This window comes from Lacibacterium aquatile (genome assembly GCF_042683105.1).
Classification (GTDB): Bacteria; Pseudomonadota; Alphaproteobacteria; order Elsterales; family Elsteraceae; genus Lacibacterium; species Lacibacterium aquatile.
On the sequence record NZ_JBHUIP010000003.1, the window covers coordinates 148,004 to 174,498 of the forward strand.

Below are 26,495 nucleotides of genomic sequence, written 5' to 3' on the forward strand. Positions count from 1 at the left end.
ATACCGCCGGGCCTTTTGAATTTGGTGGAGCTTAGCGGGATCGAACCGCTGACCTCTACAATGCCATCGTAGCGCTCTCCCAGCTGAGCTAAAGCCCCGTAGTGTTCCGCAGCCGGCTGGGTTTGCTTGCTGCGTGGCGGCGTGTTTAAGACGTTGAGGCGACCTTTGCAAGCATAAAAATCACGATGCCGCGAGAAGTTCCGCCCCACCAAGGAAAACGGCCGGCCCGCATAGGCGGAACCGGCCGTTCTGACCCAAGCCTTTCCCCGTGAGGGGAGGGCGTTAGCGGTCTTCGCCTTCGTTATCGAGGTTCTCGATAACTTCAGCCATATCCTCGTCGTCCTCGCCCAGCTCGGACGTGTCTTCCATCAGCTCGTCGTCTTCGGCTGCCACCTCGTCGGTGTCCTCGACTTCGACTTCCAGCTCGACTTCAGCTTCGCTCAGGACGGCGGCAGCCTTGGTGGCGGCCTTTTCCTCGGCGACCGGGGCGCGCGAACGGCGCGACTTCAGGATCGCTTCGGGATCATATTCCGTCGCGCACTTCGGGCAGACGATCGGATCGCGCTTCAAATCGTAGAAGGCAGCGCCGCAACTATGGCAGACCCTCTTGGCGCCCCATTCAGGCTTGGCCATGATACACCTGTCTTAACGGTTAGTTTTCAAAAAAAGATTAGCCGCGCCTCTTGCCAGCAAGGGGCATCGCTTGTCAAAGCAAAAACGGCCTGCCCCTGTTGTGAGGGGGCTAAAGGCATGCTAAGCGAACCGGCTTGCCTTTACCAACCTCCTATTTGGAATAGGTCCCTTCCGCCAATGACCGCTGCCGCCCACACCCCCACCGCGCGCCCGATGACCGCCAGCCGTTCGCCGGCTCTTTCCGGAACCTTGAAGGTGCCGGGCGACAAGTCGATCTCGCATCGCGCCCTGATGTTCGGCGGTCTTGCCATTGGCGAAACCCGCATCACCGGCCTGCTGGAGGGCGAGGATGTGTTGTCGACCGCCGGCGCCATGCGGGCCATGGGGGCGGAGATCACCCGCCATGCCGATGGCACCTGGACGGCAGTCGGTGTTGGCGTCGGCGGCCTGAAGGAGCCTGATGCGCCCCTCGACCTCGGGAATGCAGGGACGGCGACGCGCCTGCTGATGGGGCTGGTTGCCGCCCACCCTTTCACCGCCTTCATGACCGGCGACGGATCTTTGCGGAAGCGTCCGATGGCGCGCGTGACGGTGCCGTTGGAAAAGATGGGGGCGCAGTTCGTCACCCGCTCGGGCGGTCGCCTGCCGCTGGCGGTGCAGGGCAGCGATACGCTGACCCCGATCGAATACGTGCTGCCGGTGGCCTCGGCACAGGTGAAGTCGGCGATCCTGCTGGCAGGGCTCAATACGCCGGGCGAGACGAGCGTGATCGAACCCGAGCCGACCCGCGATCACACCGAACGCATGCTGCGCCATTTCGGCGCCGAAGTGCGGGTGGAGGAAACGGCCCAGGGCCGCAAGGCGACCATCGTTGGTCAGCCGGTGCTGAAAGCTGCCGATGTGGTGGTACCGGGCGATCCCTCCTCGGCGGCCTTCCCGCTGGTGGCGGCCAGCCTTGTGCCGGGCAGCGATATCACCATTCAAGGCGTCGGCCTCAACCCGCTGCGTGCCGGTATCATCGATACGCTGATCGAGATGGGGGCCAATATCTCCTTCGAGAACCGCCGCACCGAAGGAGGGGAGCCGGTTGCAGATCTGCGCGTCCGTGCCGCGCCGCTCAAGGGCGTCGTGGTCCCGGCCGAGCGCGCGCCGAGCATGATCGACGAATATCTGGTGCTGGCTGTCGCTGCTGCCTGTGCCGAGGGCGTGACGGAGATGCGCGGCTTGGCCGAACTGCGGGTCAAGGAAAGCGACCGCCTCGCCGCTATTGCTGACGGGCTTGCCGCCTGCGGGGCGAAGGTCGAGGTGGAGGGCGACACCTGCCGCGTGTTTGGCACCGGCAAGCCACCCAAGGGCGGTGTCACCATCGCCGCTAAACTCGATCACCGCATCGCCATGGCCTACCTCGTGCTGGGGTTGGTTAGTGACGAGCCTGTGCGCATCGACGATGCCGCGACCATCGATACCAGCTTCCCCGGCTTCGATAAGCTGATGAACGGCCTGGGCGCCAAGATCGTCCGGGAAACCGCGAACGGCGGACCTGTGTAATGCGCGTGATCGCGGTCGATGGTCCGGCGGCTTCGGGCAAGGGGACGCTCGCCCGGCGGCTGGCCCAGCACTTTGGCCTCGCCCATCTGGACACAGGGCTGCTCTATCGGGCTGTCGGCTGGCAGGTGCGGGACGATATCGGCAATAGCGCGGCGGCGGTCCAGGCCGCCCGTGCCTTCGATATCGACTGGCTGCGAATCCCGGAATTGCGCGGGGAAGCGGCCGGACAGGCGGCCTCCAAGATCTCTGCGATCCCGCAGGTGCGTGAGGCGCTGCTGGAGTTCCAGCGCTCCTTCTGCCGCCAGCCGTTGGGCGCGGTGCTGGACGGGCGCGATATCGGCACGGTGATCTGCCCCGAGGCCCCGGCCAAGCTATTCGTCACCGCCTCGGTCGAGGTGCGGGCGGGCCGTCGTCACCGGGAGTTGCAGGCGCGCGAGATTCCGTCTATATACGCGGAGGTTCTGCAGGACCTGATAGAACGCGATGCCCGCGACAGCCAAAGAACGGCCGCGCCCATGAAGGCGGCGGACGATGCTTTGCTTCTGGATACCTCCGGCTTGGATGCCGATCAGGCATTCGACGCGGCATTGAGCTACATCAGTCCCAGAATCAGTTAGATCGAGTGGCGAGCGGGGAACCGACTCGCCTTTTTGTGCAACCCAACCCCTGACGGTTGGTGGGTATCCGACCCGCTTTCCGTCCGTCCGGAATCCCCCGGACACAGGACCCCCACTCGGACCGGAGTTTATATGTCCAACGAAAGTTTTGCCGCCCTTCTCGAAGAATCGCTCGGCACGGGCGATAGCCTCGAAGGCACCGTCGTCAAAGGCACCGTCATCGCCATCGAGAACGATTTCGTTCTCATCGATGTGGGCCTGAAGTCGGAAGGGCGTGTCGCTCTGAAGGAATTCTCGGTTCCCGGCCAGCCGGTCGAACTGAAGTCCGGCGACACCGTCGAGGTTTACCTCGAGCGCATGGAAGACAAGAACGGCGAAGCTCAGCTCAGCCGTGAAAAGGCTCGCCGCGAGGAAGCCTGGAACGTCCTGGAACGCGCGTTCAACGAACAGCAGCGCGTCACCGGCGTGATCTTCGGTCGCGTCAAGGGCGGCTTCACGGTCGACCTGTCGGGCGCCGTTGCCTTCCTGCCGGGCAGCCAGGTGGACATCCGCCCGGTCCGCGACATCACCCCGCTCATGGGCTCCCCGCAGCCCTTCCAGATCCTCAAGATGGATCGCCGCCGTGGCAACATCGTTGTCTCGCGCCGCGCCGTTCTGGAAGAAAGCCGCGCCGAAGCCCGTTCGGAACTCGTTGCCTCCCTCAAGGAAGGCCAGGTTCTGCAGGGTGTGGTCAAGAACATCACCGATTACGGTGCGTTCGTTGATCTGGGCGGCGTCGACGGTCTGCTGCACGTCACCGATATCGCGTGGCGCCGCATCAACCATCCGTCCGAAGCCCTCCACATCGGTCAGACGGTTACCGTTCAGGTCATCCGCTTCAACTCGGAAACCCAGCGCATCAGCCTCGGCATGAAGCAGCTGGAAGCCGATCCCTGGGAAGGCGTTGGCGCCAAGTACCCGGTCGGTGCCAAGTTCAATGGCCGCGTGACCAACATCACCGACTACGGCGCGTTCGTCGAGCTGGAGCCGGGTATCGAAGGTCTGGTCCACGTCTCGGAAATGAGCTGGACCAAGAAGAACGTCCATCCGGGCAAGATCGTTTCGACCTCGCAGGAAGTCGAAGTGATGATCCTGGACGTCGATCCGCAGAAGCGCCGCATCAGCCTTGGTCTGAAGCAGTGCCTGGCGAATCCGTGGGAAAGCTTCGTCGAGAAGTTCCCGGCCAACACCGAGATCGAAGGCGAAGTCAAGAACATCACCGAATTCGGTCTGTTCGTTGGTCTTCCCGGCGACATCGACGGCATGGTTCACCTCTCGGACCTCGATTGGGAACGTTCGGGCGAAGAAGCCATCCAGGACTTCAAGAAGGGCGACACCGTTAAGGTCCGCGTTCTTGACGTCGACGTGGAAAAGGAACGCATCAGCCTCGGCATTAAGCAGCTGACCGCTGACCCGTTCGAAGCCGGTTCGGCTACCGTCCGTAAGGGCGAAGTCGTCAACTGCACCATCACCGCCGTGCAGGAAGCTGGTCTGGAAGTCTCCTTCGGCGACAACATGACCGGTTTCATCCGCAAGGTTGAAATTGCTCGCGACCGTAACGATCAGAAGACTGATAGCTACAAAGTCGGCGACAAGCTCGAAGCCAAGGTTACCCAGGTCGATCGCAACACGCGTCGCATCAGCCTGTCGATCAAGGCAAAAGAGTTCGAAGAAGAAAAGCAGGCTATGGCCGACTACGGTACCTCGGACTCGGGTGCCAGCCTCGGCGACATCCTGGGCGCCGCGATCCGCAAGGCCCGCGCCAAGGAAGGCAGCAACTAAATCCAGTTGCTCCTACTGCTGGACTAAGAAGACCTCCGCCGGAAACGGCGGGGGTTTTTGTTTTTGGTGTTTACTCATCTGTCGTCATCCCGTGGCTCGACCACGGGATCTCCTCCGTGAGCCTGTCCAATTCCAGCCGAGACAGCGTGGAAGCGCGCCCGGAGGAGACCCCGGGATCAAGTCCCGGGGTGACGAAGATTGGTTGAGTTGCCGGTTATAGTCGTTGTCTCCCGACATTCTTGTCCCCTAGACAATCCCCTGATTGATCCGGTCCCCGCACCTCGGCGAAATGCCCGGGCAATTGAGGCGCAGGAGTAGAGTGATGATCGTCAGTGTCGGGGCTTTGGGTGGATTTGCGCTGGTGGCGCTGGGCATGGTCTGCACGCCGGGGCCGAACATGATCTATCTGCTGTCCCGCTCGATCACCCAAGGGCGGCTGGCGGGGGTGATCTCCCTGGGGGGCGTGGTCGTCGGGTTCCTCTGCTACATGCTGTGCGCGGCCTTCGGTCTCACAGCCCTGCTGCTGGCGGTTCCGATGGCCTATGAGGTCATCCAGTGGGCGGGCGCGGCTTACCTGCTTTATATGGCCTGGAATTCGGTGAAGCCGGGCGCGCGGTCGGTGCTGGAACCCCGGCACGATCTGGCTATCGATGGCCCGCGTAAACTGTTCGCCATGGGTCTATTCACCAATCTGCTCAATCCGAAGGTGGCGGTGATCTATCTGTCGCTGCTGCCGCAGTTCATCGAACCGGCCAACGGGAATATCCTGGCGCAGAGCATCATTCTAGGGCTGACGCAGATCTTGATTAGCTTCACGGTCAATCTGTTGATTGTTTTGGCCGCGGGGAGCGTATCGGTCTGGTTTACGGGCCGTCCTCGCTGGCAAAAAGTGCAGCGGTGGGTGATGGCAAGTGTATTGGCAAGCCTTGCCATCCGTCTTGCGATGGAAAGGCGCGCAGTGTAATACCGCGCCCTAAGCTCGACTATTGATAATTGTTATTAGACGTGTTTGTTCATCTTTTGCAGTTATTACATTAAACGATAGTCACGCCCCGAAGAATACGAGTAAGGTGACTCGCAAATGACCATTAGGGGTTCGCTTTATTGGTAGGGTATCGCGTTATGCCTGCTGACGCAGAGTCCGATCAGGAGATGCTAAACCGTCGCTTCAGGCTGGTGGCGGAAGCGACGCGCGATGGTCTTTGGGACTGGGAGCCGCAGAGCGGGCGCCTCTGGTGTTCGGCGAGTTTGAATGAGCAACTGGGGTATGGTTCCGATGAGATCGTGCCTTCCATGGAGGCCTGGGGCAATCTCGCCGATCCCGAGGATTTTGCCGCTTTCCGCGCCAAGGTCGAGCGGGAGATGGCCGATGGCGGAACCCGCTTTGAAAGTCATGTGCGCTTCTGGAACAAGGATGGCCGCCTCGTCTCCATGCTCGTCCGCGCCATTATTGAGCGTGACGCGCAGGGGCGCGTTCTGCGTATCGTCGGCTCCAATACCGATATTTCCGCCCTGCGGGAAACCGAAGAGAAGCTGCAGCGTTCGGCTGAACTGATCCAGCTTGCTATCGTCGATGCGAATGATGGCCTCTGGGACCTCGATATGGAAACCCAGCGCTGCGATCTGTCGCCCCGGCTTCTGCAGATGCTGGGCTATAAGGAGGGCGACTGGCCCAATACGCTGAACAGCATCTATCGGCTGATGCACCCCGACGACCTGCAGACCTCGGCGGATAATCTGAAGCCGGTGCTGGACGGCAAGTCGGACGAATTCACCAATTATCCGCGGTTCCTGCACAAGGATGGCACCATCCGTCACGTGCAGTGCAAGGGCAAGGTGGTGCGCGACGGGGCAGGCAAGGTGACCCGTATCGTCGGCTGGCACACCGACCTGACGGACCGTATCGAATATGAGCGTCAGCTCGAACGGCTGGCCGAGGAAAATCGTGTGGCCCGTATGGCGGCCGAGGCGGCGAACCGGGCCAAGTCGGCGTTCCTGGCCAATATGAGCCACGAATTGCGCACCCCGCTCAATGCCATCATCGGTTTTTCGGAGATGTTGGAAGGCGGCTTCGGGCGCACGGAAAAAACCAGCGAATATGCCGGTCTGATCCATAAGGCGGGGGGCCACCTGCTGGATCTGATCAGCGACGTGCTGGATTATTCCAAGATCGAGGCGGGCGCCCTGGTGATCGAGCCGCGTCTGATCGACCTGCGTCATGAAGTGCGCGAGGCGGTGCGGCTGCAGTCGCTGACCGCGATGGGCGGCGGTCTGGTGCTGGTGGTCGATAGCGATACCACCCCGGTGCCGCTGAATGCGGACCAGCGGGCGGTGCGGCAGATGCTGACCAATCTGCTGGCCAATGCCATCAAATTCACCGATGCAGGCGGTACCGTGCGGGCCGAGGTGACGGTGGAGGAACGCGGCGTCGTGCTGGCTGTGTCCGATACCGGTGTGGGCATCGCACCCGAACTGCTGCCGCTGATCGGGCGGCCATTCACCCAGCTTAGCGACCATTATTCCAAGCGCTATCAGGGGTCGGGCCTGGGACTGTCGATCGTGAAGTCCCTGGCCGCGCTCCATGGTGCCGATGTCGAGTTCGACAGCGCCCCGAATAAAGGCACCACGGTTCGGATCGTCTTTGCGGGCGGTTAGGCCAGGGCAGTCAGGTCCGGGCGATAACTTCCGCCGTGGTCATCACGGTGGCAAACTCATGGCGCAGGGTGGCCAGATGGGCCCGGTGGATTTCTTCCGCCGGGATCGTCTCGCCAGTTTCATCCTTCAGGTCGAAGCAGAAGCAGGCGTCCCCCACCAGCGTGACCTTATAGCCAAGGTTCGCCGCCATGCGCGTGGTGGTGGAGACGCACATATCGGTCGAGATACCGAAAAGTACGATCTTCTCAATACCCAGGCGCCGTAGCCGCAGGTCAAGATCGGTGCCGATAAAGGCCGAATTGACTGATTTTCCTATGACCGGCTCATATCTTTGTGGCGCGAAACCAGGGCGAAAACCATTGCCTGGGTGGTCTGGTCGGAGGGTGGAGTCGGGTTCCACCGAATCATGCCGGACATGAAGAATGGGCCAGCCTTTGCCGCGCCAGAAGGCAAGTAACTTCTGGCCATTTGCCTCCATGTCGGGATTGTTCCGGCGTGGCCAGCCGGGATAATCGAACCCCTGTTGCACATCGATGGGGATGAGAGCGATAGCCATGGCGCGATCCTCGGACCTATGGGAAAGATGGTCCGAGGCTAAGGTGCCGGTAAAGCCGGTCGCAACTCTGCAAAAGGAAGGGATGACCGGCAGAATGACGGGAACGGGCAAGGAACCCGACGCGGTGGACCGGCAGCTTCTGGGTCTGCTGCGGGAAAATGCCCGCCTGCCGCTGGTCGCTCTGGCAGCCGAGATCGGCCTTTCGCGCAGTGCGACACAGGAGCGCCTGAAGCGGTTGGAGCGTGATGGCGTGATCGAACGCTATACGGTGCGACTGGGCGCCGGAACAGGCTCGGTTAATCAGGCATGGTTGTCAGTGCGTTTTGCCGACAAAGAAACGACCTGTGAAAAGCTGCTGCCTCACCTACGCCGCTTTCCCGAGGTGCGCATGGCTCATTCGGTGGCCGGACCGGTCGATCTGATGCTGCTGCTCGAAGCGGCAAGCCCGGCGGCCATTGCCGATGTGCGCGAGGCCGTGAACCGCCTACCGGGAATTGCGAACGTCGAAACCACAATGGTCCTGCGCTCCCATCTCGACCGCTAGGGTTTGGCCCGAGCACACCCCGGCCAGGTATCGGGTCGGTCAGTTGCCTCGGCGCCGGACGGCAGGGCAGCGGAGCGATCCCGCATCCAGGTGGCGATATCTGCCCAGACCTTTTCGGCACCGAGGTCGCGCAGCAGCATATGATATCCATCCCGATAAACCGCGACGCGCCAGGGCGCGCTGGTGTGGCGTTCCTTGAATTGCCTCAAGGCACGGCAGGTTGGGGTGGGTGGGATGATCTCGTCCTTGGTGCCATAGAGGAATAGGGTCGGCTTGGTGCCGTTCCCCGCCTCGTCCAGGGCCTCATCCATCAGATCGACGAGACCATAAATGGTGCCGATTCGCGTGCGCTTGATCACCAGGGGGTCACGGCCCAGAGCGCGCAGCATGGCGATATTATCGGACGGGGTGATGTTCAGCCCCTCGCCTGTGGCTTCGAACCAGGGGAAAAGACGCCCACCGATCCAGAGACTGTTGCGTGGAAAGAAGCCCATCGTGCTGCGACCCCAGACAGCGGGGGCGGACAGGATCAGGCCGGAAACGCCGGGTAACTTGCCGTCGATATCGGCCAGCATGGTGACGGCGCCGCCCATGCTTTCACCCAGGACGTAGATGGGCTTGCCGGGGTGGCGGCTGGCGATCAACCTGACCAGCACCGACAGATCGTCGGTCATGCCCTGTCGGCCATACCAGCGCCCTTTGCGGGGGCTGTCGCCAAAACCACGCTGGTCATAGGCATAGGTCGCAATGCCCTGCTTGGCGAAATAGCGGGCGGCGTCCCGGATGAAGTTTCCATAGTCGTTCATGCCATGAACGGCGACCAGGATCATCTGGGGGTCGGTGCCTTCAGGCAGCGTGGGACGGACGATAAGGCGAGCGCCGTCGGCACTCATCATCGCATCGTCCAGCAACTCCGGCTCCTGAATGGCCGGGCCAATTGCCAGCGGAACCGGCGCGGAACAGGCCGTCAGAAGCGTTGCCAGCAGCCCGAAGGCCGCCAACCGCATCGGACGACGCCCCCTAGGCAGCACGGGCAGCGCGGGTCAATTGCAGGAAAATATCTTCCAAGTCAGCCTCGACGGTCGAAAGATCGGCAACCGTCAAACCCTCGCTGGCGATGGCGGCGAGAATACGGCCGACGATGCTGTCGCTGCGGCGATAGCGGAACAGCAGCTTGCCGGGGCCAAGATATTCGCCCCCCAGTTCGGCCAGCTTCGGCGGCACGCTTTCGATGGCCGTCGTCAGTTCGACGCGCAGTTCCTTACCGTCGAGGCGCGACAGCAGTGCATCTTTGCTGTCATGGGCGACGAGGCGGCCATCGGTGATGATGGCGATCCGGTCGCACAGCTCTTCAGCTTCTTCCAGATAATGGGTCGTCAGCAGGACCGTGGTGCCAAGAGCATTCAACTCGCGCACATAGTCCCAGAGCTGCTTGCGAAGATCGATATCGACACCGGCGGTCGGCTCGTCCAGCACCAGGATCGGCGGGCGATGGATCATGGCCTTGGCAACCATCAGGCGCCGCCGCATGCCGCCCGACAGGGTGCGGGCATAGCTGTCGGCCTTATCGGCAAGGCCTAGGGCCTTCAGAAGCTCCAGCGGCTTGCGGTCGGCCTTGGGCATGCCGTAGAGGCCCGCCTGCAGATCCAGCAGCGCGTGCGGGGTGAAGAAAGGATCGATGTTCAGTTCCTGCGGCACCACGCCGATGGAGGCGCGGGCCCGGCGCGGATCTTCGTCGATGTCGGTGCCCCAAACGCTGACACTGCCCGTCGACTTCAGCACCAGCCCGGCCATGATGTTGATCAGGGTCGACTTACCGGCGCCATTGGGGCCGAGCAGCGCGAAGAGGCTGCCCGCCGGAATATCCAGGTCGATGCCATGCAGCGCCGTCTTGGCCGGAGCCTTGCCGCGCGGGGCGTAGGTCTTGGTGACATTGCGGATCGAGATGGCGGGCTGATTGGTCATGATTTCTTTTTAGGCAGTCGTAAAATCGGGTCGCTTGTCTTTGCACGGGATGGTGCGGGGCGCAAGAGGATGGGCAGCAAACACACCCCCCTCATCCCCGTAAACTCTCGTCATCCCGGACTTGATCCGGGATCCGCCCGCAGGTTGTTGCAGGTGTCGGTGCCGGAGATTGGCCATATTGGCGGCCGGATCCCGGCTCAAGGCCGGGATGACAAACCTTTAGTCGGTCTGGCCTGAAGGGATGGGGCCACGTCACCACCATTGATCCCGGCGCGCCAATCGCTATCATCGCCCCCAACAAGCCAAACCTGTTCAGGACAGCCAGCATGACCGAGCCGACCGAGATCATTACCGTCGAAACCACGACCATTCCCTGCGACGGCGGCCCGAACCCGGCGCTGGGCCATCCACGCGTGTTCCTGAATATCGAAACCGATCACCGGGTCGATTGCCCCTATTGCGGCCGCCGTTATGTCCTGAAGGAAGGCGCCAAGGCGCACTCGGGTCACTGATCGCTGTGGCTGACGGCACGCTCTATCTGGTCGACGGATCCGGTTATATCTTCCGCGCGTTTCACGCGCTGCCGCCGATGGCAAGCCTCGACGGTACCCCGGTCAATGCCGTTTTCGGCTTCACGAATATGATCACCAAGCTGCTTGCGGATGCAGGCAGCGACCGTCTGGCCGTCATCTTCGATGCCGCGCGGGTCAATTTCCGCAACGACATCTATCCCGACTACAAGGCGCACCGTCCGCCTGCGCCCGAAGAGCTGGTGCCGCAGTTCGCCCTGATCCGCGAGGCGACACGGGCCCTGAACGTGCCTTGCATCGAGATGGAAGGCTATGAGGCGGACGATCTGATCGCCGCCTATGCCGCTGCCGAGATCGCCGAGGGTGGCAAGGTCGTCATCATCTCCTCCGACAAGGATCTGATGCAGCTGGTGCGCCCCGGCGTCACCATGCTCGATCCCATGAAGAACCGGCATATCGCCGAACCCGAAGTGTTCGAGAAATTCGGCGTCACCCCGGACAAGGTGGTGGACGTCCAGGCGCTATGCGGCGATAGCGTCGACAATGTGCCGGGCGTGCCGGGCATCGGTCCGAAGACGGCGGCAGAACTGATCAACCTCTATGGATCGGTCGAGAACCTGCTGGAGCATTTGGGCGAGATCAAGCAGCCCAAGCGCCGCGAAACGCTGGAGAACAATCGGGAACTGGCCCTGATCAGCAAGCAGCTGGTCAGCCTCAAGGCTGATATGCCCTTGCCTGCGCCGCTGACGGATTTCGAGAAGCGTATGCCGGATACGGCGGTGCTGCGCCCGTTCCTGGAGCGGATGAACTTCCGTTCGCTGGTCGGCAAGGTCGACCGGGGCGAGCTTGGCAAGACGGTCGGCGGGCGCCCAGGGTCTGCCATCTCGGCCGCTGGCGCGCCCGACCTTTTCCCGGCAGCCGTGGAAGCGCCGAAGGTAGCTGCCCCGGCTATTGCACAGACCTACGAGTTGGTCACCGATCTGGCCACCCTCGACAAATGGATCGCGGCGGCGATGCAGGCCGGTGTGGTCGCGGTCGATACCGAAACCACGGGTCTCGATGCCTCGGCTGCCGATCTGATCGGCGTGTCGATGTCGGTAGCGCCGGGGTTGGCCTGCTATATCCCGCTGGGCCATCGCTCCCAGGGCGGGTTGCTGGCCGAAGCGCCGCCCAAACAGATCGCGATGCAGGAGGCTGTCGACCGGCTGCGCCCGCTGCTCGCCGACGAGGGCGTGCTGAAGGTCGGCCATAATCTGAAATACGATATGGTGATCTTGGCGCGCCATGATCTGACCGTCGCGCCCTATGACGATACGCTGCTGATGTCCTATGTGCTGGACGGCGCGCGTAACGGCCATGGCATGGACGAGCTGTCGGATCTGCATCTCGGCCATAAGACGATCACCTACGAGGAAGTCTGCGGCAAGGGCAAGACCCAGATCTCCTTTGCCGAGGTTCCGCTGGATCGTGCGCTGGCCTATGCGGCTGAGGATGCGGATGTAACACTGCGTCTCCATTCTCTCTTCAAGCGCCGCTTGATCGAGGAAAAGCAGGTTCAGCTCTACGAGCGCACCGAGCGTCCCATCGTGTCCGTCGTGGCCCTGATGGAAGATACCGGCATCCGGGTTGAACCCGATGTGCTGCGCCGCCTGTCGCACGACTTCGGCACCCGCGCGGTCGAGATGGAGAAGAAGGTCCACGAGCTTGCGGGCCGCGCCTTCAATCTCGGCTCCCCCAAGCAACTGGGTGAGCTGCTGTTCGGCGAACTGGGGATCAAACACGGCGGCAAGACCGGCAAGACGGATAATTATTCGACCGCCTCGGACGTGCTGGAGCCGCTGGCGGCGGAATATCCCATCGTGCGGGCCGTGCTCGACTGGCGCCAGATCACCAAGCTGAAAAGCACCTATACCGACGCGCTGCTGACCCAGATCAACAGCCGCACGGGCCGGGTGCATACCAGCTTTGGATTAGCCGGGACGTCGACGGGGCGTTTCTCGTCCTCCGATCCGAACCTGCAGAATATACCGACCCGGACCGAGGAAGGGCGCAAGATCCGCTCGGCTTTCGTCGCGCCGGAAGGTTCCAAGATCGTATCGGTCGATTACAGCCAGATCGAACTGCGCCTGCTGGCCGAGATCGCGGATATCGCGGCCTTGAAGCAGGCGTTTGCCGATGGGATCGACATTCATGCCCTGACGGCCAGCCAGGTCTTCGGCGTGCCACTGGATCAGATGGACAAGGACACGCGCCGTAAGGCCAAGGCTATCAACTTCGGCATCATCTACGGCATGAGCGCCTTCGGCCTGGCCGCGAATATCAACGTCTCGCAGTCCGAAGCCTCAAGCTTCATCAAGGCCTATTTCGAGCGTTATCCGGGCATCAAGGCCTTCATGGATGCCCGCAAGGAAGAGGCGCGGACCTTCGGTTATGTCGAAACCCTGTTCGGGCGTCGTTGCTTCGTGCCGGGGATTGCCGACAAGAACCCGGCCCGCCGTAATTTTGCCGAACGTCAGGCGATCAATGCGCCGATCCAGGGTACGGCAGCCGATATCATGAAGCGGGCGCTGGGCCGTATGCCGCAGGCGCTTGCCGAAGCCAAACTGAATGCCAAATTGATGGTCACCGTGCACGACGAACTGCTGTTCGAAGTGCCGGAGGCTGAAATCGAAACCACCATTGCCGTTGCTCGCCGCGTCATGGAAGGCGCGCATGACGGCAAGGTCTCGGTCCCGCTGGTGGCCGAAGCCGGTATCGGTAACTCCTGGGCCGAAGCCCACTAACGTCTAGAAAAAGAAAGAGGAATAGCCATGGCCGAGATCAAGGATCGCGAAAACGCGCTGCTGCTGGAACTGAAAGACGGCACCGTCACGATCGAGCTGTTCCCCGAAGATGCGCCGGGCCATGTTGCCCGCATCAAGGAACTGGCGCGCCAGGGCTTTTACGACGGCATCGTCTTCCATCGCGTGATCGAAGGCTTCATGGCCCAGACCGGCGATCCGACCGGTACCGGCACCAGCGGTTCGGGCCAGAAGCTGAAAGCCGAATTCAACAAGCGCTCGCACAAGCGCGGCACCTGTTCGATGGCGCGTGCCGCCAATCCGGACAGCGCCGACAGCCAGTGGTTCATCTGCTTCGACGACACCCCGCACCTCAATGGTCAGTACACGGCCTGGGGTCAGGTGATCGACGGTATGGATGCCGTGGACAAGATCAAAAAGGGTCGCCCCGGTTCGGGCCAGGTCAGCGAGCCCGATAGCATCGTCTCGCTCAAAGTCGCGGCGGACGTGGAGTAGCTGTTGATGGATCGTCGTTCCTTCATCGCAACCGGAGCTGCTGCCATCGTAGCTGCTCCGGCTCTGGCCCAAACGCCCGCTGCCGATCCCGAAAACACCCTGGTTCTGACCCTGCGCACGGGGCAGGTCGTCATCCGTATGCGCCCGGACCTCGCGCCGCGCCATGTGGCCCGTATTAAGGAACTGGTGCGCCAGAAGTTCTATGACGGCATCGTCTTCCATCGCGTAATCGATGGCTTCATGGCCCAGACCGGCGATCCGACCGGCACCGGCATGGGCGGTTCGGGGACCAAGCTTGCTGCCGAATTCACGGCGGCTCCGCATCGTCGCGGCGCTGTGTCGATGGCCCGTTCGCAAAGCCCGAACAGCGGTGATTCGCAGTGGTTCATCTGCCTGGCCGACAGCAACTTCCTCGACCGCCAATATACGGTCTGGGGCGAGGTCGTCAGCGGCATGGAACATGTCGACCAGATCAAGAAGGGTAACAAGAGCGACGGCGGCAAGGTCGATGGTCCGGATAAGATCGTCAGCCTGCGCGTTCAGGCCGACCGATAGGAAGGCTCGTCCAGCGGCGTTCTGCGTCGTTGCCTGGGATGCTCGGATCCTCACGTACAGTCGTACGCTCCGGTCCTGCGCCCCGCGCGCGTTGCGCGCTTATCTTAAACGATAGGCGGCAACGTCGCCGGGGGGCGCTTAGCAGCCCATCCGCTGGCCTTCACCCTAAACCCAGCATACGCAGTTCCGCCGTCTGCTGGATCTGAGTTAGGGCGCTGGACCTTACAAAAATGTAAGCGGATAGCGGGTGTGCGCCCTTGGCGCACCCCTATTCATTGACGGCACGGAGTGCCGCGACGCATACTCTCGACAAAATCGGCATGGATTTTGCCATGCGCCCCTGTTCGAGACTGTGATCCCTATGACGACCCTCGATCTCCGCCGTCCTCCCAACGACACGGCGCGTGAAGCCCGTGATCGTACTGCCGCCAACCGGGTGCTCAATCTGGCGGCGGATGGGTTGAAGGCGATTGCCGACAATCTGGACGATGCTTTCATTGCCACTCTCGATCTGTTCGAGGCGGTTGAAGGCCGTGTCGTCATCACCGGCATGGGCAAGAGCGGGCTGATCGGGCGCAAGATCGCGGCGACCCTGGCTTCCACCGGCACGCCTTCCTTCTTTGTGCATCCGGCCGAAGCCAGCCATGGCGATCTGGGGATGATCACCGAGAAAGATGCCGTGCTGGCCTTGTCCAATTCCGGTGAAACCGCCGAACTGGCCGACATCCTGGCCTATACCCGGCGCTTCCGCATCCCGCTGGTCGGCATCACCCGGGATGCCGCTTCCAGCCTGGGTGAGGCGTCGGACATCGTACTGGTGCTACCGCGCGTGGCCGAAGCCTGCCCCAATGGTCTGGCTCCGACGACCTCGACCACGATGATGCTGGCCTATGCCGATGCCATCGCGGTCGCCTTGCTGGAACGCCGCAACTTCACGGCCAAGGACTTCAAGGTCTTCCATCCGGGCGGCGCGCTGGGCAAGCGGGTGCAGAAGGTCGAGGATCTGATGCATACCGGCGAGCGTCTGCCGCTCTGCCCGGCCGATGTGACGGTGCAGGAAGCCCTCTTCGTCATGACCAAGTCGCGGATGGGCTGCGTCGGGATCGTCGATGCCGCCGGGAAACTCTCCGGCATTATCACCGATGGCGACGTGCGTCGTAATTTCGGGGTCGATATCCTGGGCAAGCCCGCCAATATACTGATGACGCCGAGCCCGGTCTCGATCCGCCCGAACGCCTTGGCGGCCGAGGCGGTGGGTCTCATGAACGAAAAAGCCATCACCGTCCTGTTCGCGGTCGAGGATGGCAAGCCCGTGGGTATCCTGCATATCCATGATCTGCTGCACGCGGGCGTGCACTGATAAAGGATGGTCATGGCCGCTGCCGACCCTAATCGCAACGCCGGCAATACCGCCTCCAAGGAGCGCGGGCGGGGGCTTTTGACCCGCGCGCTGCCGCAGCGTGTCGATCAGCGACGGGTGGTCGCCCATTCGCGTTGGGTCCAGTCCTTACGCATCCTGCTGCCTCTGACCGCCCTGTGCCTGACCGTTGCGGTTCTGCTGTGGCCCACGGTTGGTCCGAACAAGAGTCAGGTGCGCCTGAATGCAGGTCAGTTGGCGGGCGCACCGGCGGCAAAGCCCCAGGATGATGTGCTGCGGATGACGCAGCCGCGTTTCGTGTCGACCGATCAGGATAACCGGCCGTTCACGGTCACTGCCGACGAAGCGCGGCAGGCACGGGCCGACGATAGCGAGGTCACGCTGATGGCGCCGAAGGCGGACATGAGCGACAAGGCCGGGGCCTGGATGCAGATTGGCGCCGATACGGGGTACTTCAACCGCAAGTCGGAAAGCCTGCGGTTGGAGGGCAATGTGACGCTGTTCCATGATACCGGGATGGAGATGCAGACGGAGCGGGTCGGCGCTGATCTGAAGGAACGTATCATCACCTCCGACTCGCCGGTCGAAGGTCAGGGGCCGCAGGGATCGCTGTCGGCGCAGAATGGGTTTCGGATCTTGAACAGTGGGCAGCGGATCGAATTGCTCGGCCCGTCCAAGGTTGTGTTGCGTGGGGGTGCGTCTTGATGCGTTACGCGGTGATCGCCGCTCTGGTTCTGGCCTGTCAGCCTGTTGTTGCTCAGCAGCGTCTGGGCAATGGTCCGCTGGCCATTGAAGCTGCCAGCGGCATCGAATGGCGCCGGGACGAACGGGTCTACATCGCATCGGGCAAGGCGAAGGCCACCCAGGGCAATGTCTCGGTTGCCGCCGACAAGCTGATTGCGCGCTACCGTGACGGATCTGGCGGGAACGGCGGGCCGGATATCTACCGCGTCGAAGCCGAAGGCAATGTCCAGATCACTTCGGGTACGGAAACCGCTGTTGCCACCAAGGCCGTCTATGACATCGACCGTGGCCTGATGGCCCTGACCGGAAGCGGGCTGCGGCTGACGACCCCGACCCAGACGGTCACTGCGCGCGATAGCCTGGAATATTGGCAGGACCGCAAGGTCGCGGTGGCGCGCGGGCAAGCCGTGGCCACGGAAGGTCAGCAGCGGGTGCAGGCCGATACGCTCACGGCGCATATCGTTGAAGGAACGGGCGGCCAGGAGTCCAAGATCGCCAAGGTCGAAGGCTTCGGCAACGTGCGTGTTTCGACCCCCGATGCATCGGCCACCGGCGCCAAGGGCGTCTATAACCTCGAAACCAGCATTGCGACACTCGTGGGTGGGGTTAAGGTCACCCAGGGCCGGAACCAGTTGAACGGCGAGTATGCTGAAGTGAATATGAAAAGCGGTATCAGCCGCATCCTGTCGGGTGGTGCTGGCGCCCAGGCCGGTGCGCCGGTCCGGGCGCTGCTGGTTCCACAGTCCGATCAGGCCCCCGCCAATACCGCCCGCCCCAATCCGACCGCACCAGGAAAGCGACCATGAGCCAGGACCCCAACCTGACCGCAGACACTGGCCCGCGTCTGGCCGTCGATAATCCCCATGTGGGCCTGCAAGCCCTCAATCTGGGCAAGCGTTACAAGCAGCGGCCGGTGGTGCGGGATATCTCCCTATCCGTGCGTCGGGGCGAAGCGGTGGGGCTGCTCGGGCCGAACGGCGCAGGCAAGACGACCTGCTTCTATATGATCACCGGGCTTATCTCTGCGGACAGCGGCCGCATCATGCTCGACGGTCAGGACATCACGCGCCTGCCGATGTACCGCCGCGCGCGCCTCGGCATCGGCTATCTCCCGCAGGAAGCCTCGATCTTCCGGGGCATGACGGTCGAAGAGAATCTGCGGGCCGTGCTGGAAGTGGTCGAGTCGGATCGCGATCACCGCGAAGCCATGCTGGATGCGCTGCTGGCTGAATTCTCCATCGATCATCTGCGCCGCACCCCGGCGATTGCCCTGTCCGGTGGTGAGCGGCGCCGGACCGAGATTGCGCGCGCCCTGGCGGCCCAGCCGCAGTTCATTCTGCTCGACGAACCGCTGGCGGGTATCGATCCCATCGCGGTCGGCGATATCCGCGACCTCGTGAAGCATCTCAAGAAGCGCGGCATCGGTGTCCTGATTACCGATCATAATGTCCGCGAGACGCTGGATATTGTGGATCGCGCCGTCATCCTGCATGACGGTGTCGTGCTGATGGATGGTGCGCCGGAGGAGATCGTCGCCCATCAGGATGTGCGCCGCGTCTATCTCGGCGACCGGTTCAGCCTCTAGGCATGGGGGCGGGGTTCTAGTTTATGGCGCGTGGTATGGCGCTCGCTCCCCGGCTCGATCTCCGCCAGGCCCAAAGCCTGGTGATGACGCCGCAATTGCAGCAGGCGATCAAGCTGCTGCAATTGTCGAACCTCGAACTCACCGCCTATGTGGAAAGCGAGCTTGAGCGCAATCCGTTGCTGGAGCGGGACGAAGGCAGCGAGGCTGCGGCGCCGGTCGAAGCGGAAGGGCGCGATACCGCCGAATTTGCTGCCTCCGACGATCTGCCCGCCAGTGGCGAGGCTCCGCTCGACTATGACGGCTATCGCGCCGAGACCACGGCACCAACCGCAGATGACGGCACCGACCTGGGCCTCGTCGAAGCCGGCATGTCGTCCTGGGAGGGCGGCGGTTCCGGCGGCGGGCGCGGCGATTTTGAAGATGACGACCGCAGCCTGGACGAACGCTTTGGCGAGGTGCAGTCCCTGCGCGACCATCTGGTTGCCCAGGCGCAGATCGATATCTCGGATCCCGGCGACCGCCTGATCGCCTGGACCTTGATCGATCTGTTGGATGAATCCGGCTACCTCATCGCCAACCTCGACGATGTGGCGGCGCAGCTGGGAACCAATGTGGCACGGGTGGAGCGGGTGCTTGCCATGCTCCAGCGCCTGGACCCTCCCGGTGTCGCCGCGCGGTCCCTGAAGGAATGTCTCGGGCTTCAACTGGCGGACCGCAACCGGCTGGATCCCGCGATGCAGGCGCTGCTCGATAATCTGCCGATGCTGGCGGCGCGGGATATCCCCGGTCTGCTGAAAGTCTGCGGGATCGACAGCGAAGATCTCAGCGACATGATCCGCGAGATCCGGGCTTTGGATCCAAAGCCGGGATTGGCCTTTGCCGGCGGTACGGCGGAGCCAGTGACGCCGGATATTCTGATGCGCCCCTTGCCCGACGGCAGCTATTTCATCGAGCTGAACCCCGACACGCTGCCACGGGTGCTGATCAACAGCCGCTATTATGCCCGGGTGCGCAAGAGCGCCCTGGACCGGGATGCCAAGGATTATCTGTCCGAACAGCTGCAGTCCGCCAACTGGCTGGTCAAAGCCCTGCACCAGCGCGCAACCACGGTGATCAAGGTGGCGAGCGAGATCGTGCGGCAGCAGGAGCTGTTTTTCGACAAGGGCGTGCAGCACCTGCGCCCGCTGATCCTGCGCGATATCGCCGAGGCGATCGGCATGCATGAAAGCACCGTCAGCCGGGTCACGACGAACAAGTTCATGACCACGCCGCGCGGTCTGTTCGAACTCAAATATTTCTTTACCTCTGCCATCCAGTCGTCCGAAGGCGGCGCCGCCCATTCGGCTGAGGCGGTGCGCTATATGATCAAGCGCCTGATCGATGCTGAATCCCCGACCGAGATTCTGTCGGACGATAAGATCGTGGAGATTCTTCTGAAAGATGGCATCGACATCGCACGGCGGACGGTTGCTAAGTACCGGGAATCCATGAAGATTTCTTCTTCAGTTCAACGGCGCCGGGAAAAGTCTTTCAAGATTTAGGAAAACCTGCGACCCTACTCTTTACGTCTCGACAGACGAGGGAGGGGACGCAAAACCGCCCAAAAGCCAACCCACGATGAACTGGTGAGTGTCGCCGCTTGTCGGGGTTAACAAACCCTCTGTTGACCAGCGGTGCTAGATCCACCTTCACCCGAAGGGGCAAGCATGCAAGTTACCGTTAAAGGCAAACAGGTTGATGTGGGCGAAGCTCTTCGCACCCATGTGACCGAGAATCTCACCAACGCCGTCTCGAAATATTTCGGACGCCCCATCGAAGCGACTCTGACGTTGTCACGCGATGCCCATCTGTTCCGGGCCGACATCATTGTCCATGTTTCGCGTCAATTGATCGTTCAAAGCCAGGCGACGGCCAACGATCCTTATCCGGCCTGCGATGCCGCGATTGAACATGCCGCCAAGCGAATCCGCCGCTACAAGCGTCGCATCAAGGATGATCATCACCGTCAGGAAGCAGATTTCGTTTCTGCGCCCTATACTATTCTGGCTCCGCGTGAGGAACCGGCAGAGGCTGAAGCGGAACCGCATGGCGCCGCTGTGATTGCTGAAATGCAGACCGAAATTTCTACTTTGGCAGTGTCTGATGCCGTGATGCGACTTGACCTCGGGGACTTGCCCGTGCTCATGTTCCGCCATGCAACCCATGGCGGACTTAATGTCGTATATCGCCGTGCAGACGGAAATATCGGCTGGATCGATCCGCACGGGAATGAGACCGCAGCGTTGAAGCCGGCGGCGGCCGCCCAGTAAGAGCAGGAATGATGGAGATTACAGATCTGATCGCCCTAGATGCGGTGGTCCCAGCTTTACGTGTTTCTTCCAAGAAACAAGCCTTGCAGGAGCTGGCGAAACGCGCATCGGAGCTGATTGGCCCGGATGTGGTAAGCGACCGAGAAATCTTCGAGGTTCTGCTGGAAAGAGAGCGCCTGGGCACCACGGGTGTCGGTTCGGGCATCGCTATCCCCCACGGCAAGCTGGACAAGCTGTCCGGCCTACATGGGCTCTTTGCCAAACTCGATCGTGGCGTCGACTTCGAAGCTATCGACGAGCAGCCGGTCGATCTGATCTTCCTGCTTCTCGCGCCGGAAACGGCGGGTGCGGATCACCTGAAGGCCCTGGCCCGCGTCTCGCGGCTGCTGCGGGATAAGGCGACCTGCGAGAAGCTGCGTGGGGCTGCCTCGGACGAGGCGCTCTATGCCATCCTGACGTCGGCCGGTGCCTCCAGCAGCCACGCTGCCTAAGGCTCCTGCCGCGACCATTAAACCCCGCGTGATGACGGTCACGCGGGGTTTTTCTTGAGCCTCCTCCGATGTCCCTCCTCACCGCCACTGCCCGCGCCAAGATCAACCTGACCCTCCGCGTCGTCGGGCGGCGTGCTGATGGCTATCACCTGCTCGATAGTCTGGTGGCTTTCACCGACCTCGGGGATGGGCTGACGGTGGAGACGGCGGACAGCCTGTCGCTGGTCTTGACCGGGCCTTTCGCATCGGAACTGACAGCCGAATCAGACAATCTGGTTCTGCGCGCGGCCCGGGCCTTGGCACCGGATCGCGGCGCCCGGATCACGCTGGATAAGCGCCTGCCGATCGCCAGCGGCATCGGGGGCGGGTCGGCCGATGCGGCTGCAGCACTGCTGCTGCTGGACGAGCTGTGGGGCCTGTCCACGCCGCCGGATCGCCTGCATCAGATCGCCCTGTCACTGGGCGCCGATGTGCCGGTCTGCCTTGCCGGGCGTCCTGCGCGCATGGGCGGTATAGGCGATGAATTGCTGCCCGCGCCTGAACTGCCGGCGGCGGCGCTGGTGCTGGTCAATCCCCGCATCGCCTGCCCGACGCCCAAGGTATTTGGCGCGCGCACCGGTAGCTTCTCGCTGCCAATGCTGGGGGTGCCGGATCGGATATCCGATGTATCGCAGCTGGCCAGTCTGATCGAGCGTGGCGGTAATGACCTCTCCCGCGCTGCCATGAGCCTGGTGCCGGAGATCGCTTCGGCCTTGAGCGCGATGCGTCATCAGGCGGGCTGCTATACGGCATCGCTGTCGGGGTCGGGAGCGACGAGTTTTGCGCTGTTTGCCGATCTTGGGGGGGCGAATAATGCGGCAGCGGCGATTAAGGGCGAGCGGCCCAACTGGTGGGTTGCGGCGACACGCCTTAGCACTTGAACGAAGCGGCGAGGAACGCTAGTTTGCGGCCCACGCGATTGGGGCGTAGCCAAGCGGTAAGGCAGCGGATTTTGATTCCGCCATTCGGAGGTTCGATCCCTCCCGCCCCAGCCAGCGCTTTTTGAGCGCCTGAAAATCCCTTAAATCAATATGATAATGACAGGTTTCGGAGCGCCGATACGGTTTTAGTGGCGCGGGCCGACGCGGTGGCATTTTTGCCAAGCCCCATATGAACGCTCTCGACTTGGATCAGATAGTCGGCCGCAGCTTTTTGATCGGCGCCCTGCCGGAGCATCGTCAAGACCTGGAGCAGATACTCGTCGTATTCATCGGCTGCCCAACCGCCTTCTGCATTACGTAGGCCTATCGGATCCCAATGTGTCCATACAATGTCCCGTACCTCGGTCAAGCTTCTCTCGGTGGATGTCATGCTGGCCATCAGAGCTTCAGGGTGCTGACGAAGGTCAGGACGGCGCCGACGCCGATCAACGCCAGACCGGCCCACATCTTCTTCGTGCGTATTGTATTGAGCCGAGCTTGCAGCTCTGGCGTCACATAGTCAGGGGTTGGGCGGAAGAAGAGGCGAACGCGATCAAATGCGAGATAGACTCCTACCGCGATAACGACCTTGGCTGCGACGCCAACCCAAGCATGGAAATCCATAGCACCCGTCTCCCTCAGCTCGGGAGAATATGATGGGTGAAAATGTCCATCCAGGTTGCTACGGGCTGGAGGGTTGGCCGCTGAGATTATGGCTGTGTAGAGCGGAAGGGCGATCTTGAAGGCGATCAGGCCCCTGAGTTGCGCCGCGCTGCCATGGTCAGGGCTAGGCCGACCAGTACCAGCATCACGCCGAGGATGAAGAACAGCCCGAGGCTGTCGCCGAACATCAGGGACGAGGCGATCACGCCGACGACGGGTTGGAGATATTGGACGCTTGCCGCCGTTCGTGCCGGGACCGTCCGCAGCAGCTTCAGCCAGAGAAACAGACCCGCTGCGGTAACAATGACGCCGAGATAAGCGGCAGAAGCGACGGCTTCGACGGTGATCTCAAACTGACTATGGCTAATCTCCCAGGCCGTCCAGGGCATGAGGGCAAGGAAGCCGAACAGCGTGCTCCAGGCTGCCACGGTGGCGGTGCCATAGAGTTCGGTCAGTTCGACGCTCCAGACATAATAGAAGGCCACAGCCAGGGCGGAGATCAGCAGTAGCACGGCACCGCTGAGGCTTGTCTGCAGCGCCGAAGCACCGCTCCCATTACCCGAGGCGACGATGGCGATCCCGGCAAAGGCGGTGACGAGGCCCAAAAGCTGCCGGGGCGAGATCGACTGCTTAAGCCGGAGTGCGGCGAATAACACCACAAACATCGGAATGGCCGCGGAAATGATGGTGCCGATCGACGCCGATGTGCCGACGACGCCTAGGGTCTGGGTTACCTGACCAACACCGATCCCAAGAATCCCAAGTCCTGCAACGCGGGGCAGCGCGCGCAGCGGCATCCGTTGCCGTCCGATGATCAGGAACAGCAGGATCGGCAAGGCTATGGCGAAGCGCAGGGCGGTCAGCGTCAGGGGCGGCATGGTGACAAGCCCCAGCTTCGTCACCGGAATCGAAAGCCCCCACATGACCGCCAGCAGCAGCATGGCTGCGAGGCTTTTCATGGTTAGGGCGGTGTCGGCGGGCCCGGCGGCTGTGGTCTGGCTGGACATGGGGAATCCAAGGCTGGGGTCTTTGGTCCCCCAATCCTTCCACCATTCCGGTTTGCTCACAAACCAGGAATTCGCACATGATGCGTGAGCAGGATTCACGTATGGTGACCGTATGTTTGATCGTCTGCCGCCGTTACAAACCTTAAGGGCCTTTGAGTCGGCGGGGAGGTTGCTCAGCATGACCCTTGCTGCTGAAGAGCTTCATCTCACGCATGGTGCGGTCAGCCGACAGGTGAAGAGCCTGGAGGAAGATCTGGGGGTCGCTCTGTTCAGACGCCTGACACGGCGGATCGAATTGACCGAAGAAGGGGCGGAGTTTCTGGTGGTGGTCACCCGCCAACTGGCGGAACTGACCAAGGAGGCGGAACGGCTGCGCGCCCGAAAACATGGCAGCCGATTGACCGTCAGTACCGGCGTTTCCTTTGCCGTGAAATGGCTGACTCCGCGCCTGCATCGGCTGATGGCGCGATTCCCCGAATTCGACATCCATCTTGATGTGACGGACCTCGATGTCGATCTGACCGGTGGCCGCGTGGATGTGGCGATCCGCTATGGCATGGGACGTTATCCCAATGCCGTTTGCGAACGCATCATGGAGGAAGCCATGACGCCGGTCTGCAGCCCGGAATATCGGTCACGCCTGCAGGGTCTGGGAACGGTGGCGGACCTCGCCAGGGGGACTTTGCTGCATGAAGTGCCCATGACGGAAAACTGGCAGGAGTGGTTTGCCGCGGCCGGTTATGATGGGTGGCGGGGCGGCAGGCTGCTTTCCTTCAGCCACGGCAGCATGGCGATCGAAGCGGCGATTCGGGGTGAAGGCGTGGCCTTGGGGCGAAGCGCGCTGACGATGGATGATATCAGCGCAGGCCGACTCGTCGCTCTCTTCCCAGAGATCAGGCTGAAAGCCGAGCGGGGCTATGATCTGGTCTATGCGGCCGGGGCGCAGGCCAGTCCCAAGATTTCCGCGATACGCGATTGGCTCGCCGATGAAATCAGCGCGTTCCTGGCGGGCGCCAAGAGCGGCGGTTGAGCCTTAGTGCAGAACCCGGGTCAGGGCGATCAGGGAATCGACGGCCTGCCAGCGGCGGCCAAGGGCTTCGCTGGAGGGCGGCAGTTCCATCTGATCGGCTTCCACCCACTGCAGGAAGGCGAAAAGCTGCTCGGCATCGGCGCCACGTTTGGTCAGCATGCGATGCGCGGTGCTGACGTATTCGTCATATTCATCCTGCGCTTCGGGATTGTCGCGCACGCCGACGGGGTCCCATTCATCCATCAGGATTTTGCGGATCAGGTCAGGATTTAGGACGTCGACTTCGCTCATCTTGCAGGCTCTCAAAGCTGGATGACTCGATCCTGCCGGCAAAATCCGGCCCCTCCAACTGTCAGAAATCCATCAGCGTGCAAGCATTGCCCCGATGAAGGCGCCCATTGCCGCCAGGGACGCCAGGGTGCGCACATGGTTCCAGATCGTCCAGCGGCGCAGGTATTGCTGCCAGAAGGCTGCTGCCTCGGGTGAAGTCGGGTTCTGAGGGGCAAGGGCGTTATTAAGCGGCACGTTGCCCGCAGCAGTCACCATGAAACAGCCAATCCCATAGAGTACCCCGCCCGCGACCAACCAAGGGCTGGCGTTCTGCCAGGTCCAGAAAGCGGCTCCGACCAGGAAAAGACTGAGGAGCGCGGTTCCCACAAAAATCCCAAGAAACAAGGGGTTCAGGACAACGATATTGATCGACTGCATCGCAGCGATGCCCTGATAGGCCGGAAGGCGCGATAGCGCTTTCATTATGAAAGTCGAGAAGCCAAAAAAGACGCCCGCGATCAGCCCCGATCCGAGGGCCGCTAAAAAAACCGCTGGGTGCATCAATTGATCGATCATGTCTTCATTCTGCTGACTATTGGACGGCGATAGGCAGTTTGGTTGTAGATCAAGTGGTCCTGAGGCTTCACGGCTGGTGTGTTGTATCGGGTTTTTGGTTGTGATTCTGACTTTGATCGGCAATCACAAGTGTATTTACTTCCTTGGCGCAGCGTCTTGCCCGTTTTTTCTTTTGTCTGATGATGATCGAGGCTTATGAAACCCATCCAATATAAACTGGCGCGAGGCGGGATCTAGCTCGAAACCCTCTCAGGTATGTATCTGTATTAATAAACGCTTTGGGTCGACTGCATTGGAAAGCGATGGTTCTTGGCGAGGCGAATGCGTAAGGTTAAAACCATCGACGATGCGCTCGCCCTGGAGAGAACTCTCATGCGACCCCTTACCTCTGCCGCGTTACTGGCGACTGCCGTTCTGACCCTATCCGGCTGCGATACCATGAAGCGCTGGACCAACCCCGACCCCAGCACGGTTTCGGAAACGGCCCTGCCCAAGAAGCCGGCCCCGGTGGGCGCGATCTATAAATGCGATAACGGCGACGATCTGCCGGTACTGTTCTCGGATGACCGCAAGGACGCGATGGTGACGCTCAACAGCGGCGATGCCATCAGCATGTACAACCAGCCGGTTGCCTCGGGCTTTGCCTATAGCGACAGCAAGGGCTATGCGATCCGCGGAAAAGGCCGCGAGCTTCTCTGGTATGTCGGGAACCGCGCGCCGGTTCGCTGCGTCCTGCCTTAACAGGCAGGCGCGCTAGCGCCCA

29 protein-coding genes and 2 tRNA genes are annotated in these 26,495 nt (G+C 61.9%); 21 read left to right on the plus strand and 10 right to left on the minus strand.

The genetic code is table 11. The features are described 5' to 3' along the window. Nucleotides 1–22 precede the first annotated feature (22 nt). Nucleotides 23–98: transfer RNA gene (locus ACFSM5_RS02635), tRNA-Ala, on the minus strand. Between the two features lie 184 nt (nt 99–282). Then, nucleotides 283–633: a TIGR02300 family protein gene (locus tag ACFSM5_RS02640; protein WP_379874684.1), complete on the minus strand. Its 351-nt coding sequence runs from the start codon at nt 631–633 to the stop codon at nt 283–285. Nucleotides 634–810: 177 nt separating this feature from the next. On the opposite strand from ACFSM5_RS02640, the gene aroA reads away from it, so the two are divergent. The 5 genes from aroA (at nt 811) to ACFSM5_RS02665 (ending at nt 7,274) form a co-directional block, all read left to right on the plus strand. After that, a complete protein-coding gene (aroA, locus tag ACFSM5_RS02645) occupies nt 811–2,181 on the plus strand; it encodes a 3-phosphoshikimate 1-carboxyvinyltransferase (protein WP_379874685.1) in 1,371 nt (456 codons plus the stop codon). Further along, nucleotides 2,181–2,798 carry a (d)CMP kinase gene (gene cmk / locus ACFSM5_RS02650; protein ID WP_379874686.1) on the plus strand — a complete coding sequence of 206 codons (618 nt, stop codon included), beginning with the start codon at nt 2,181–2,183 and terminating at the stop codon, nt 2,796–2,798. Before aroA ends, cmk begins: the two co-directional genes overlap by 1 nt. A 132-nt stretch (nt 2,799–2,930) precedes the next feature. Then, nucleotides 2,931–4,619, plus strand: a complete 1,689-nt coding sequence (rpsA, locus tag ACFSM5_RS02655; protein WP_379874687.1) for a 30S ribosomal protein S1 — start codon at nt 2,931–2,933, stop codon at nt 4,617–4,619. 322 nt (nt 4,620–4,941) lie between these two features. Then, nucleotides 4,942–5,583, plus strand: coding sequence for a LysE family translocator (locus ACFSM5_RS02660; protein ID WP_379874688.1), 642 nt, complete (start codon nt 4,942–4,944; stop codon nt 5,581–5,583). A 158-nt stretch (nt 5,584–5,741) separates the two neighbouring features. Further along, nucleotides 5,742–7,274 carry a PAS domain-containing sensor histidine kinase gene (locus tag ACFSM5_RS02665; protein WP_379874689.1) on the plus strand — a complete coding sequence of 511 codons (1,533 nt, stop codon included), beginning with the start codon at nt 5,742–5,744 and terminating at the stop codon, nt 7,272–7,274. Between the two features lie 10 nt (nt 7,275–7,284). On the opposite strand, the gene ACFSM5_RS02670 is transcribed toward ACFSM5_RS02665, so the two are convergent. Next, entirely contained in the window at nt 7,285–7,830 is a 546-nt protein-coding gene (locus tag ACFSM5_RS02670) for a cysteine hydrolase family protein (protein ID WP_379874690.1), read from the minus strand. An 82-nt stretch (nt 7,831–7,912) separates the two neighbouring features. Between ACFSM5_RS02670 and ACFSM5_RS02675 the strand changes: the two genes are divergently transcribed. Further along, nucleotides 7,913–8,374, plus strand: a complete 462-nt coding sequence (locus ACFSM5_RS02675; RefSeq protein ID WP_379874691.1) for an Lrp/AsnC family transcriptional regulator — start codon at nt 7,913–7,915, stop codon at nt 8,372–8,374. Here ACFSM5_RS02675 and ACFSM5_RS02680 read toward each other — a convergent pair. Together ACFSM5_RS02680 and ACFSM5_RS02685 are read right to left on the minus strand one after the other, a co-directional pair. Next, nucleotides 8,371–9,381, minus strand: coding sequence for an alpha/beta hydrolase (locus tag ACFSM5_RS02680; RefSeq protein ID WP_379874692.1), 1,011 nt, complete (start codon nt 9,379–9,381; stop codon nt 8,371–8,373). The genes ACFSM5_RS02675 and ACFSM5_RS02680 overlap by 4 nt on opposite strands. A gap of 13 nt (nt 9,382–9,394) precedes the next feature. After that, nucleotides 9,395–10,339, minus strand: coding sequence for an ABC transporter ATP-binding protein (locus ACFSM5_RS02685; protein ID WP_379874693.1), 945 nt, complete (start codon nt 10,337–10,339; stop codon nt 9,395–9,397). 326 nt (nt 10,340–10,665) lie between these two features. Between ACFSM5_RS02685 and ACFSM5_RS02690 the strand changes: the two genes are divergently transcribed. The 13 genes from ACFSM5_RS02690 to ACFSM5_RS02750 all read left to right on the plus strand — a co-directional run bounded on the left by ACFSM5_RS02690 (nt 10,666) and on the right by ACFSM5_RS02750 (nt 22,261). Then, entirely contained in the window at nt 10,666–10,851 is a 186-nt protein-coding gene (locus tag ACFSM5_RS02690; RefSeq protein WP_379874694.1) for a zinc-finger domain-containing protein, read from the plus strand. Nucleotides 10,852–10,856: 5 nt separating this feature from the next. Beyond that, nucleotides 10,857–13,652 carry a DNA polymerase I gene (gene polA, locus ACFSM5_RS02695; RefSeq protein WP_379874695.1) on the plus strand — a complete coding sequence of 932 codons (2,796 nt, stop codon included), beginning with the start codon at nt 10,857–10,859 and terminating at the stop codon, nt 13,650–13,652. A gap of 27 nt (nt 13,653–13,679) precedes the next feature. Further along, nucleotides 13,680–14,165, plus strand: coding sequence for a peptidylprolyl isomerase (locus tag ACFSM5_RS02700; protein WP_379874696.1), 486 nt, complete (start codon nt 13,680–13,682; stop codon nt 14,163–14,165). A 6-nt stretch (nt 14,166–14,171) separates the two neighbouring features. Then, nucleotides 14,172–14,720, plus strand: a complete 549-nt coding sequence (locus ACFSM5_RS02705; RefSeq protein WP_379874697.1) for a peptidylprolyl isomerase — start codon at nt 14,172–14,174, stop codon at nt 14,718–14,720. Between the two features lie 361 nt (nt 14,721–15,081). After that, on the plus strand, nt 15,082–16,080 hold the full coding sequence (locus ACFSM5_RS02710; RefSeq protein WP_379874698.1) for a KpsF/GutQ family sugar-phosphate isomerase: 999 nt from the start codon (nt 15,082–15,084) through the stop codon (nt 16,078–16,080). Between the two features lie 12 nt (nt 16,081–16,092). Then, the gene (gene lptC / locus ACFSM5_RS02715) at nt 16,093–16,803 is read left to right on the plus strand and encodes an LPS export ABC transporter periplasmic protein LptC (protein WP_379874699.1); all 711 of its coding nucleotides are present in this window, start codon (nt 16,093–16,095) and stop codon (nt 16,801–16,803) included. Next, nucleotides 16,803–17,648, plus strand: a complete 846-nt coding sequence (locus ACFSM5_RS02720; protein WP_379874700.1) for an LptA/OstA family protein — start codon at nt 16,803–16,805, stop codon at nt 17,646–17,648. Before lptC ends, ACFSM5_RS02720 begins: the two co-directional genes overlap by 1 nt. Then, the gene (lptB, locus tag ACFSM5_RS02725; RefSeq protein ID WP_379874701.1) at nt 17,645–18,427 is read left to right on the plus strand and encodes an LPS export ABC transporter ATP-binding protein; all 783 of its coding nucleotides are present in this window, start codon (nt 17,645–17,647) and stop codon (nt 18,425–18,427) included. The genes ACFSM5_RS02720 and lptB overlap by 4 nt, the downstream gene beginning before the upstream one ends. Nucleotides 18,428–18,462: 35 nt before the next feature. Next, a complete protein-coding gene (gene rpoN, locus ACFSM5_RS02730) occupies nt 18,463–19,968 on the plus strand; it encodes an RNA polymerase factor sigma-54 (RefSeq protein ID WP_379874702.1) in 1,506 nt (501 codons plus the stop codon). A 165-nt stretch (nt 19,969–20,133) separates the two neighbouring features. Further along, the gene (hpf, locus tag ACFSM5_RS02735) at nt 20,134–20,736 is read left to right on the plus strand and encodes a ribosome hibernation-promoting factor, HPF/YfiA family (RefSeq protein ID WP_379874703.1); all 603 of its coding nucleotides are present in this window, start codon (nt 20,134–20,136) and stop codon (nt 20,734–20,736) included. Nucleotides 20,737–20,747: 11 nt separating this feature from the next. Then, nucleotides 20,748–21,227, plus strand: coding sequence for a PTS IIA-like nitrogen regulatory protein PtsN (gene ptsN, locus ACFSM5_RS02740; RefSeq protein ID WP_379875257.1), 480 nt, complete (start codon nt 20,748–20,750; stop codon nt 21,225–21,227). A gap of 68 nt (nt 21,228–21,295) precedes the next feature. Next, the gene (locus ACFSM5_RS02745; RefSeq protein WP_379874704.1) at nt 21,296–22,147 is read left to right on the plus strand and encodes a 4-(cytidine 5'-diphospho)-2-C-methyl-D-erythritol kinase; all 852 of its coding nucleotides are present in this window, start codon (nt 21,296–21,298) and stop codon (nt 22,145–22,147) included. Between the two features lie 39 nt (nt 22,148–22,186). Next, a tRNA-Gln gene (locus ACFSM5_RS02750) sits at nt 22,187–22,261 on the plus strand. A gap of 31 nt (nt 22,262–22,292) precedes the next feature. Here ACFSM5_RS02750 and ACFSM5_RS02755 read toward each other — a convergent pair. From ACFSM5_RS02755 to ACFSM5_RS02765, 3 genes are all read right to left on the minus strand, one after another. Further along, entirely contained in the window at nt 22,293–22,586 is a 294-nt protein-coding gene (locus ACFSM5_RS02755; RefSeq protein WP_379874705.1) for a hypothetical protein, read from the minus strand. Further along, the gene (locus ACFSM5_RS02760; RefSeq protein ID WP_379874706.1) at nt 22,586–22,810 is read right to left on the minus strand and encodes a hypothetical protein; all 225 of its coding nucleotides are present in this window, start codon (nt 22,808–22,810) and stop codon (nt 22,586–22,588) included. Before ACFSM5_RS02760 ends, ACFSM5_RS02755 begins: the two co-directional genes overlap by 1 nt. A 125-nt stretch (nt 22,811–22,935) precedes the next feature. Then, complete coding sequence (locus ACFSM5_RS02765; protein ID WP_379874707.1) at nt 22,936–23,856, minus strand: DMT family transporter; 921 nt, start codon at nt 23,854–23,856, stop codon at nt 22,936–22,938. A gap of 112 nt (nt 23,857–23,968) precedes the next feature. On the opposite strand from ACFSM5_RS02765, the gene gcvA reads away from it, so the two are divergent. Further along, entirely contained in the window at nt 23,969–24,886 is a 918-nt protein-coding gene (gene gcvA / locus ACFSM5_RS02770) for a transcriptional regulator GcvA (RefSeq protein WP_379874708.1), read from the plus strand. Between the two features lie 3 nt (nt 24,887–24,889). On the opposite strand, the gene ACFSM5_RS02775 is transcribed toward gcvA, so the two are convergent. Next, entirely contained in the window at nt 24,890–25,177 is a 288-nt protein-coding gene (locus tag ACFSM5_RS02775) for a hypothetical protein (RefSeq protein WP_379874709.1), read from the minus strand. Between the two features lie 72 nt (nt 25,178–25,249). Continuing rightward, entirely contained in the window at nt 25,250–25,855 is a 606-nt protein-coding gene (locus ACFSM5_RS02780) for an anthrone oxygenase family protein (protein WP_379874710.1), read from the minus strand. Nucleotides 25,856–26,053: 198 nt separating this feature from the next. Between ACFSM5_RS02780 and ACFSM5_RS02785 the strand changes: the two genes are divergently transcribed. Next, nucleotides 26,054–26,473, plus strand: coding sequence for an MliC family protein (locus ACFSM5_RS02785; protein ID WP_379874711.1), 420 nt, complete (start codon nt 26,054–26,056; stop codon nt 26,471–26,473). Nucleotides 26,474–26,495: the final 22 nt, after the last annotated feature.

What these genes read in the sequence shown, in the direction of transcription:
- ACFSM5_RS02640 (WP_379874684.1), bottom strand. Translation starts at nt 633, where the DNA reads ATGGCCAAGCCTGAATGGGGCGCCAAGAGGGTCTGCCATAGTTGCGGC.
- aroA (WP_379874685.1), top strand. Translation starts at nt 811, where the DNA reads ATGACCGCTGCCGCCCACACCCCCACCGCGCGCCCGATGACCGCCAGC.
- cmk (WP_379874686.1), top strand. Translation starts at nt 2,181, where the DNA reads ATGCGCGTGATCGCGGTCGATGGTCCGGCGGCTTCGGGCAAGGGGACG.
- rpsA (WP_379874687.1), top strand. Translation starts at nt 2,931, where the DNA reads ATGTCCAACGAAAGTTTTGCCGCCCTTCTCGAAGAATCGCTCGGCACG.
- ACFSM5_RS02660 (WP_379874688.1), top strand. Translation starts at nt 4,942, where the DNA reads ATGATCGTCAGTGTCGGGGCTTTGGGTGGATTTGCGCTGGTGGCGCTG.
- ACFSM5_RS02665 (WP_379874689.1), top strand. Translation starts at nt 5,742, where the DNA reads ATGCCTGCTGACGCAGAGTCCGATCAGGAGATGCTAAACCGTCGCTTC.
- ACFSM5_RS02670 (WP_379874690.1), bottom strand. Translation starts at nt 7,830, where the DNA reads ATGGCTATCGCTCTCATCCCCATCGATGTGCAACAGGGGTTCGATTAT.
- ACFSM5_RS02675 (WP_379874691.1), top strand. Translation starts at nt 7,913, where the DNA reads ATGACCGGCAGAATGACGGGAACGGGCAAGGAACCCGACGCGGTGGAC.
- ACFSM5_RS02680 (WP_379874692.1), bottom strand. Translation starts at nt 9,381, where the DNA reads ATGCGGTTGGCGGCCTTCGGGCTGCTGGCAACGCTTCTGACGGCCTGT.
- ACFSM5_RS02685 (WP_379874693.1), bottom strand. Translation starts at nt 10,339, where the DNA reads ATGACCAATCAGCCCGCCATCTCGATCCGCAATGTCACCAAGACCTAC.
- ACFSM5_RS02690 (WP_379874694.1), top strand. Translation starts at nt 10,666, where the DNA reads ATGACCGAGCCGACCGAGATCATTACCGTCGAAACCACGACCATTCCC.
- ACFSM5_RS02700 (WP_379874696.1), top strand. Translation starts at nt 13,680, where the DNA reads ATGGCCGAGATCAAGGATCGCGAAAACGCGCTGCTGCTGGAACTGAAA.
- ACFSM5_RS02705 (WP_379874697.1), top strand. Translation starts at nt 14,172, where the DNA reads ATGGATCGTCGTTCCTTCATCGCAACCGGAGCTGCTGCCATCGTAGCT.
- ACFSM5_RS02710 (WP_379874698.1), top strand. Translation starts at nt 15,082, where the DNA reads ATGACGACCCTCGATCTCCGCCGTCCTCCCAACGACACGGCGCGTGAA.
- lptC (WP_379874699.1), top strand. Translation starts at nt 16,093, where the DNA reads ATGGCCGCTGCCGACCCTAATCGCAACGCCGGCAATACCGCCTCCAAG.
- ACFSM5_RS02720 (WP_379874700.1), top strand. Translation starts at nt 16,803, where the DNA reads ATGCGTTACGCGGTGATCGCCGCTCTGGTTCTGGCCTGTCAGCCTGTT.
- lptB (WP_379874701.1), top strand. Translation starts at nt 17,645, where the DNA reads ATGAGCCAGGACCCCAACCTGACCGCAGACACTGGCCCGCGTCTGGCC.
- rpoN (WP_379874702.1), top strand. Translation starts at nt 18,463, where the DNA reads ATGGCGCTCGCTCCCCGGCTCGATCTCCGCCAGGCCCAAAGCCTGGTG.
- hpf (WP_379874703.1), top strand. Translation starts at nt 20,134, where the DNA reads ATGCAAGTTACCGTTAAAGGCAAACAGGTTGATGTGGGCGAAGCTCTT.
- ptsN (WP_379875257.1), top strand. Translation starts at nt 20,748, where the DNA reads ATGGAGATTACAGATCTGATCGCCCTAGATGCGGTGGTCCCAGCTTTA.
- ACFSM5_RS02745 (WP_379874704.1), top strand. Translation starts at nt 21,296, where the DNA reads ATGTCCCTCCTCACCGCCACTGCCCGCGCCAAGATCAACCTGACCCTC.
- ACFSM5_RS02755 (WP_379874705.1), bottom strand. Translation starts at nt 22,586, where the DNA reads ATGGCCAGCATGACATCCACCGAGAGAAGCTTGACCGAGGTACGGGAC.
- ACFSM5_RS02760 (WP_379874706.1), bottom strand. Translation starts at nt 22,810, where the DNA reads ATGGATTTCCATGCTTGGGTTGGCGTCGCAGCCAAGGTCGTTATCGCG.
- ACFSM5_RS02765 (WP_379874707.1), bottom strand. Translation starts at nt 23,856, where the DNA reads ATGTCCAGCCAGACCACAGCCGCCGGGCCCGCCGACACCGCCCTAACC.
- gcvA (WP_379874708.1), top strand. Translation starts at nt 23,969, where the DNA reads ATGTTTGATCGTCTGCCGCCGTTACAAACCTTAAGGGCCTTTGAGTCG.
- ACFSM5_RS02775 (WP_379874709.1), bottom strand. Translation starts at nt 25,177, where the DNA reads ATGAGCGAAGTCGACGTCCTAAATCCTGACCTGATCCGCAAAATCCTG.
- ACFSM5_RS02785 (WP_379874711.1), top strand. Translation starts at nt 26,054, where the DNA reads ATGCGTAAGGTTAAAACCATCGACGATGCGCTCGCCCTGGAGAGAACT.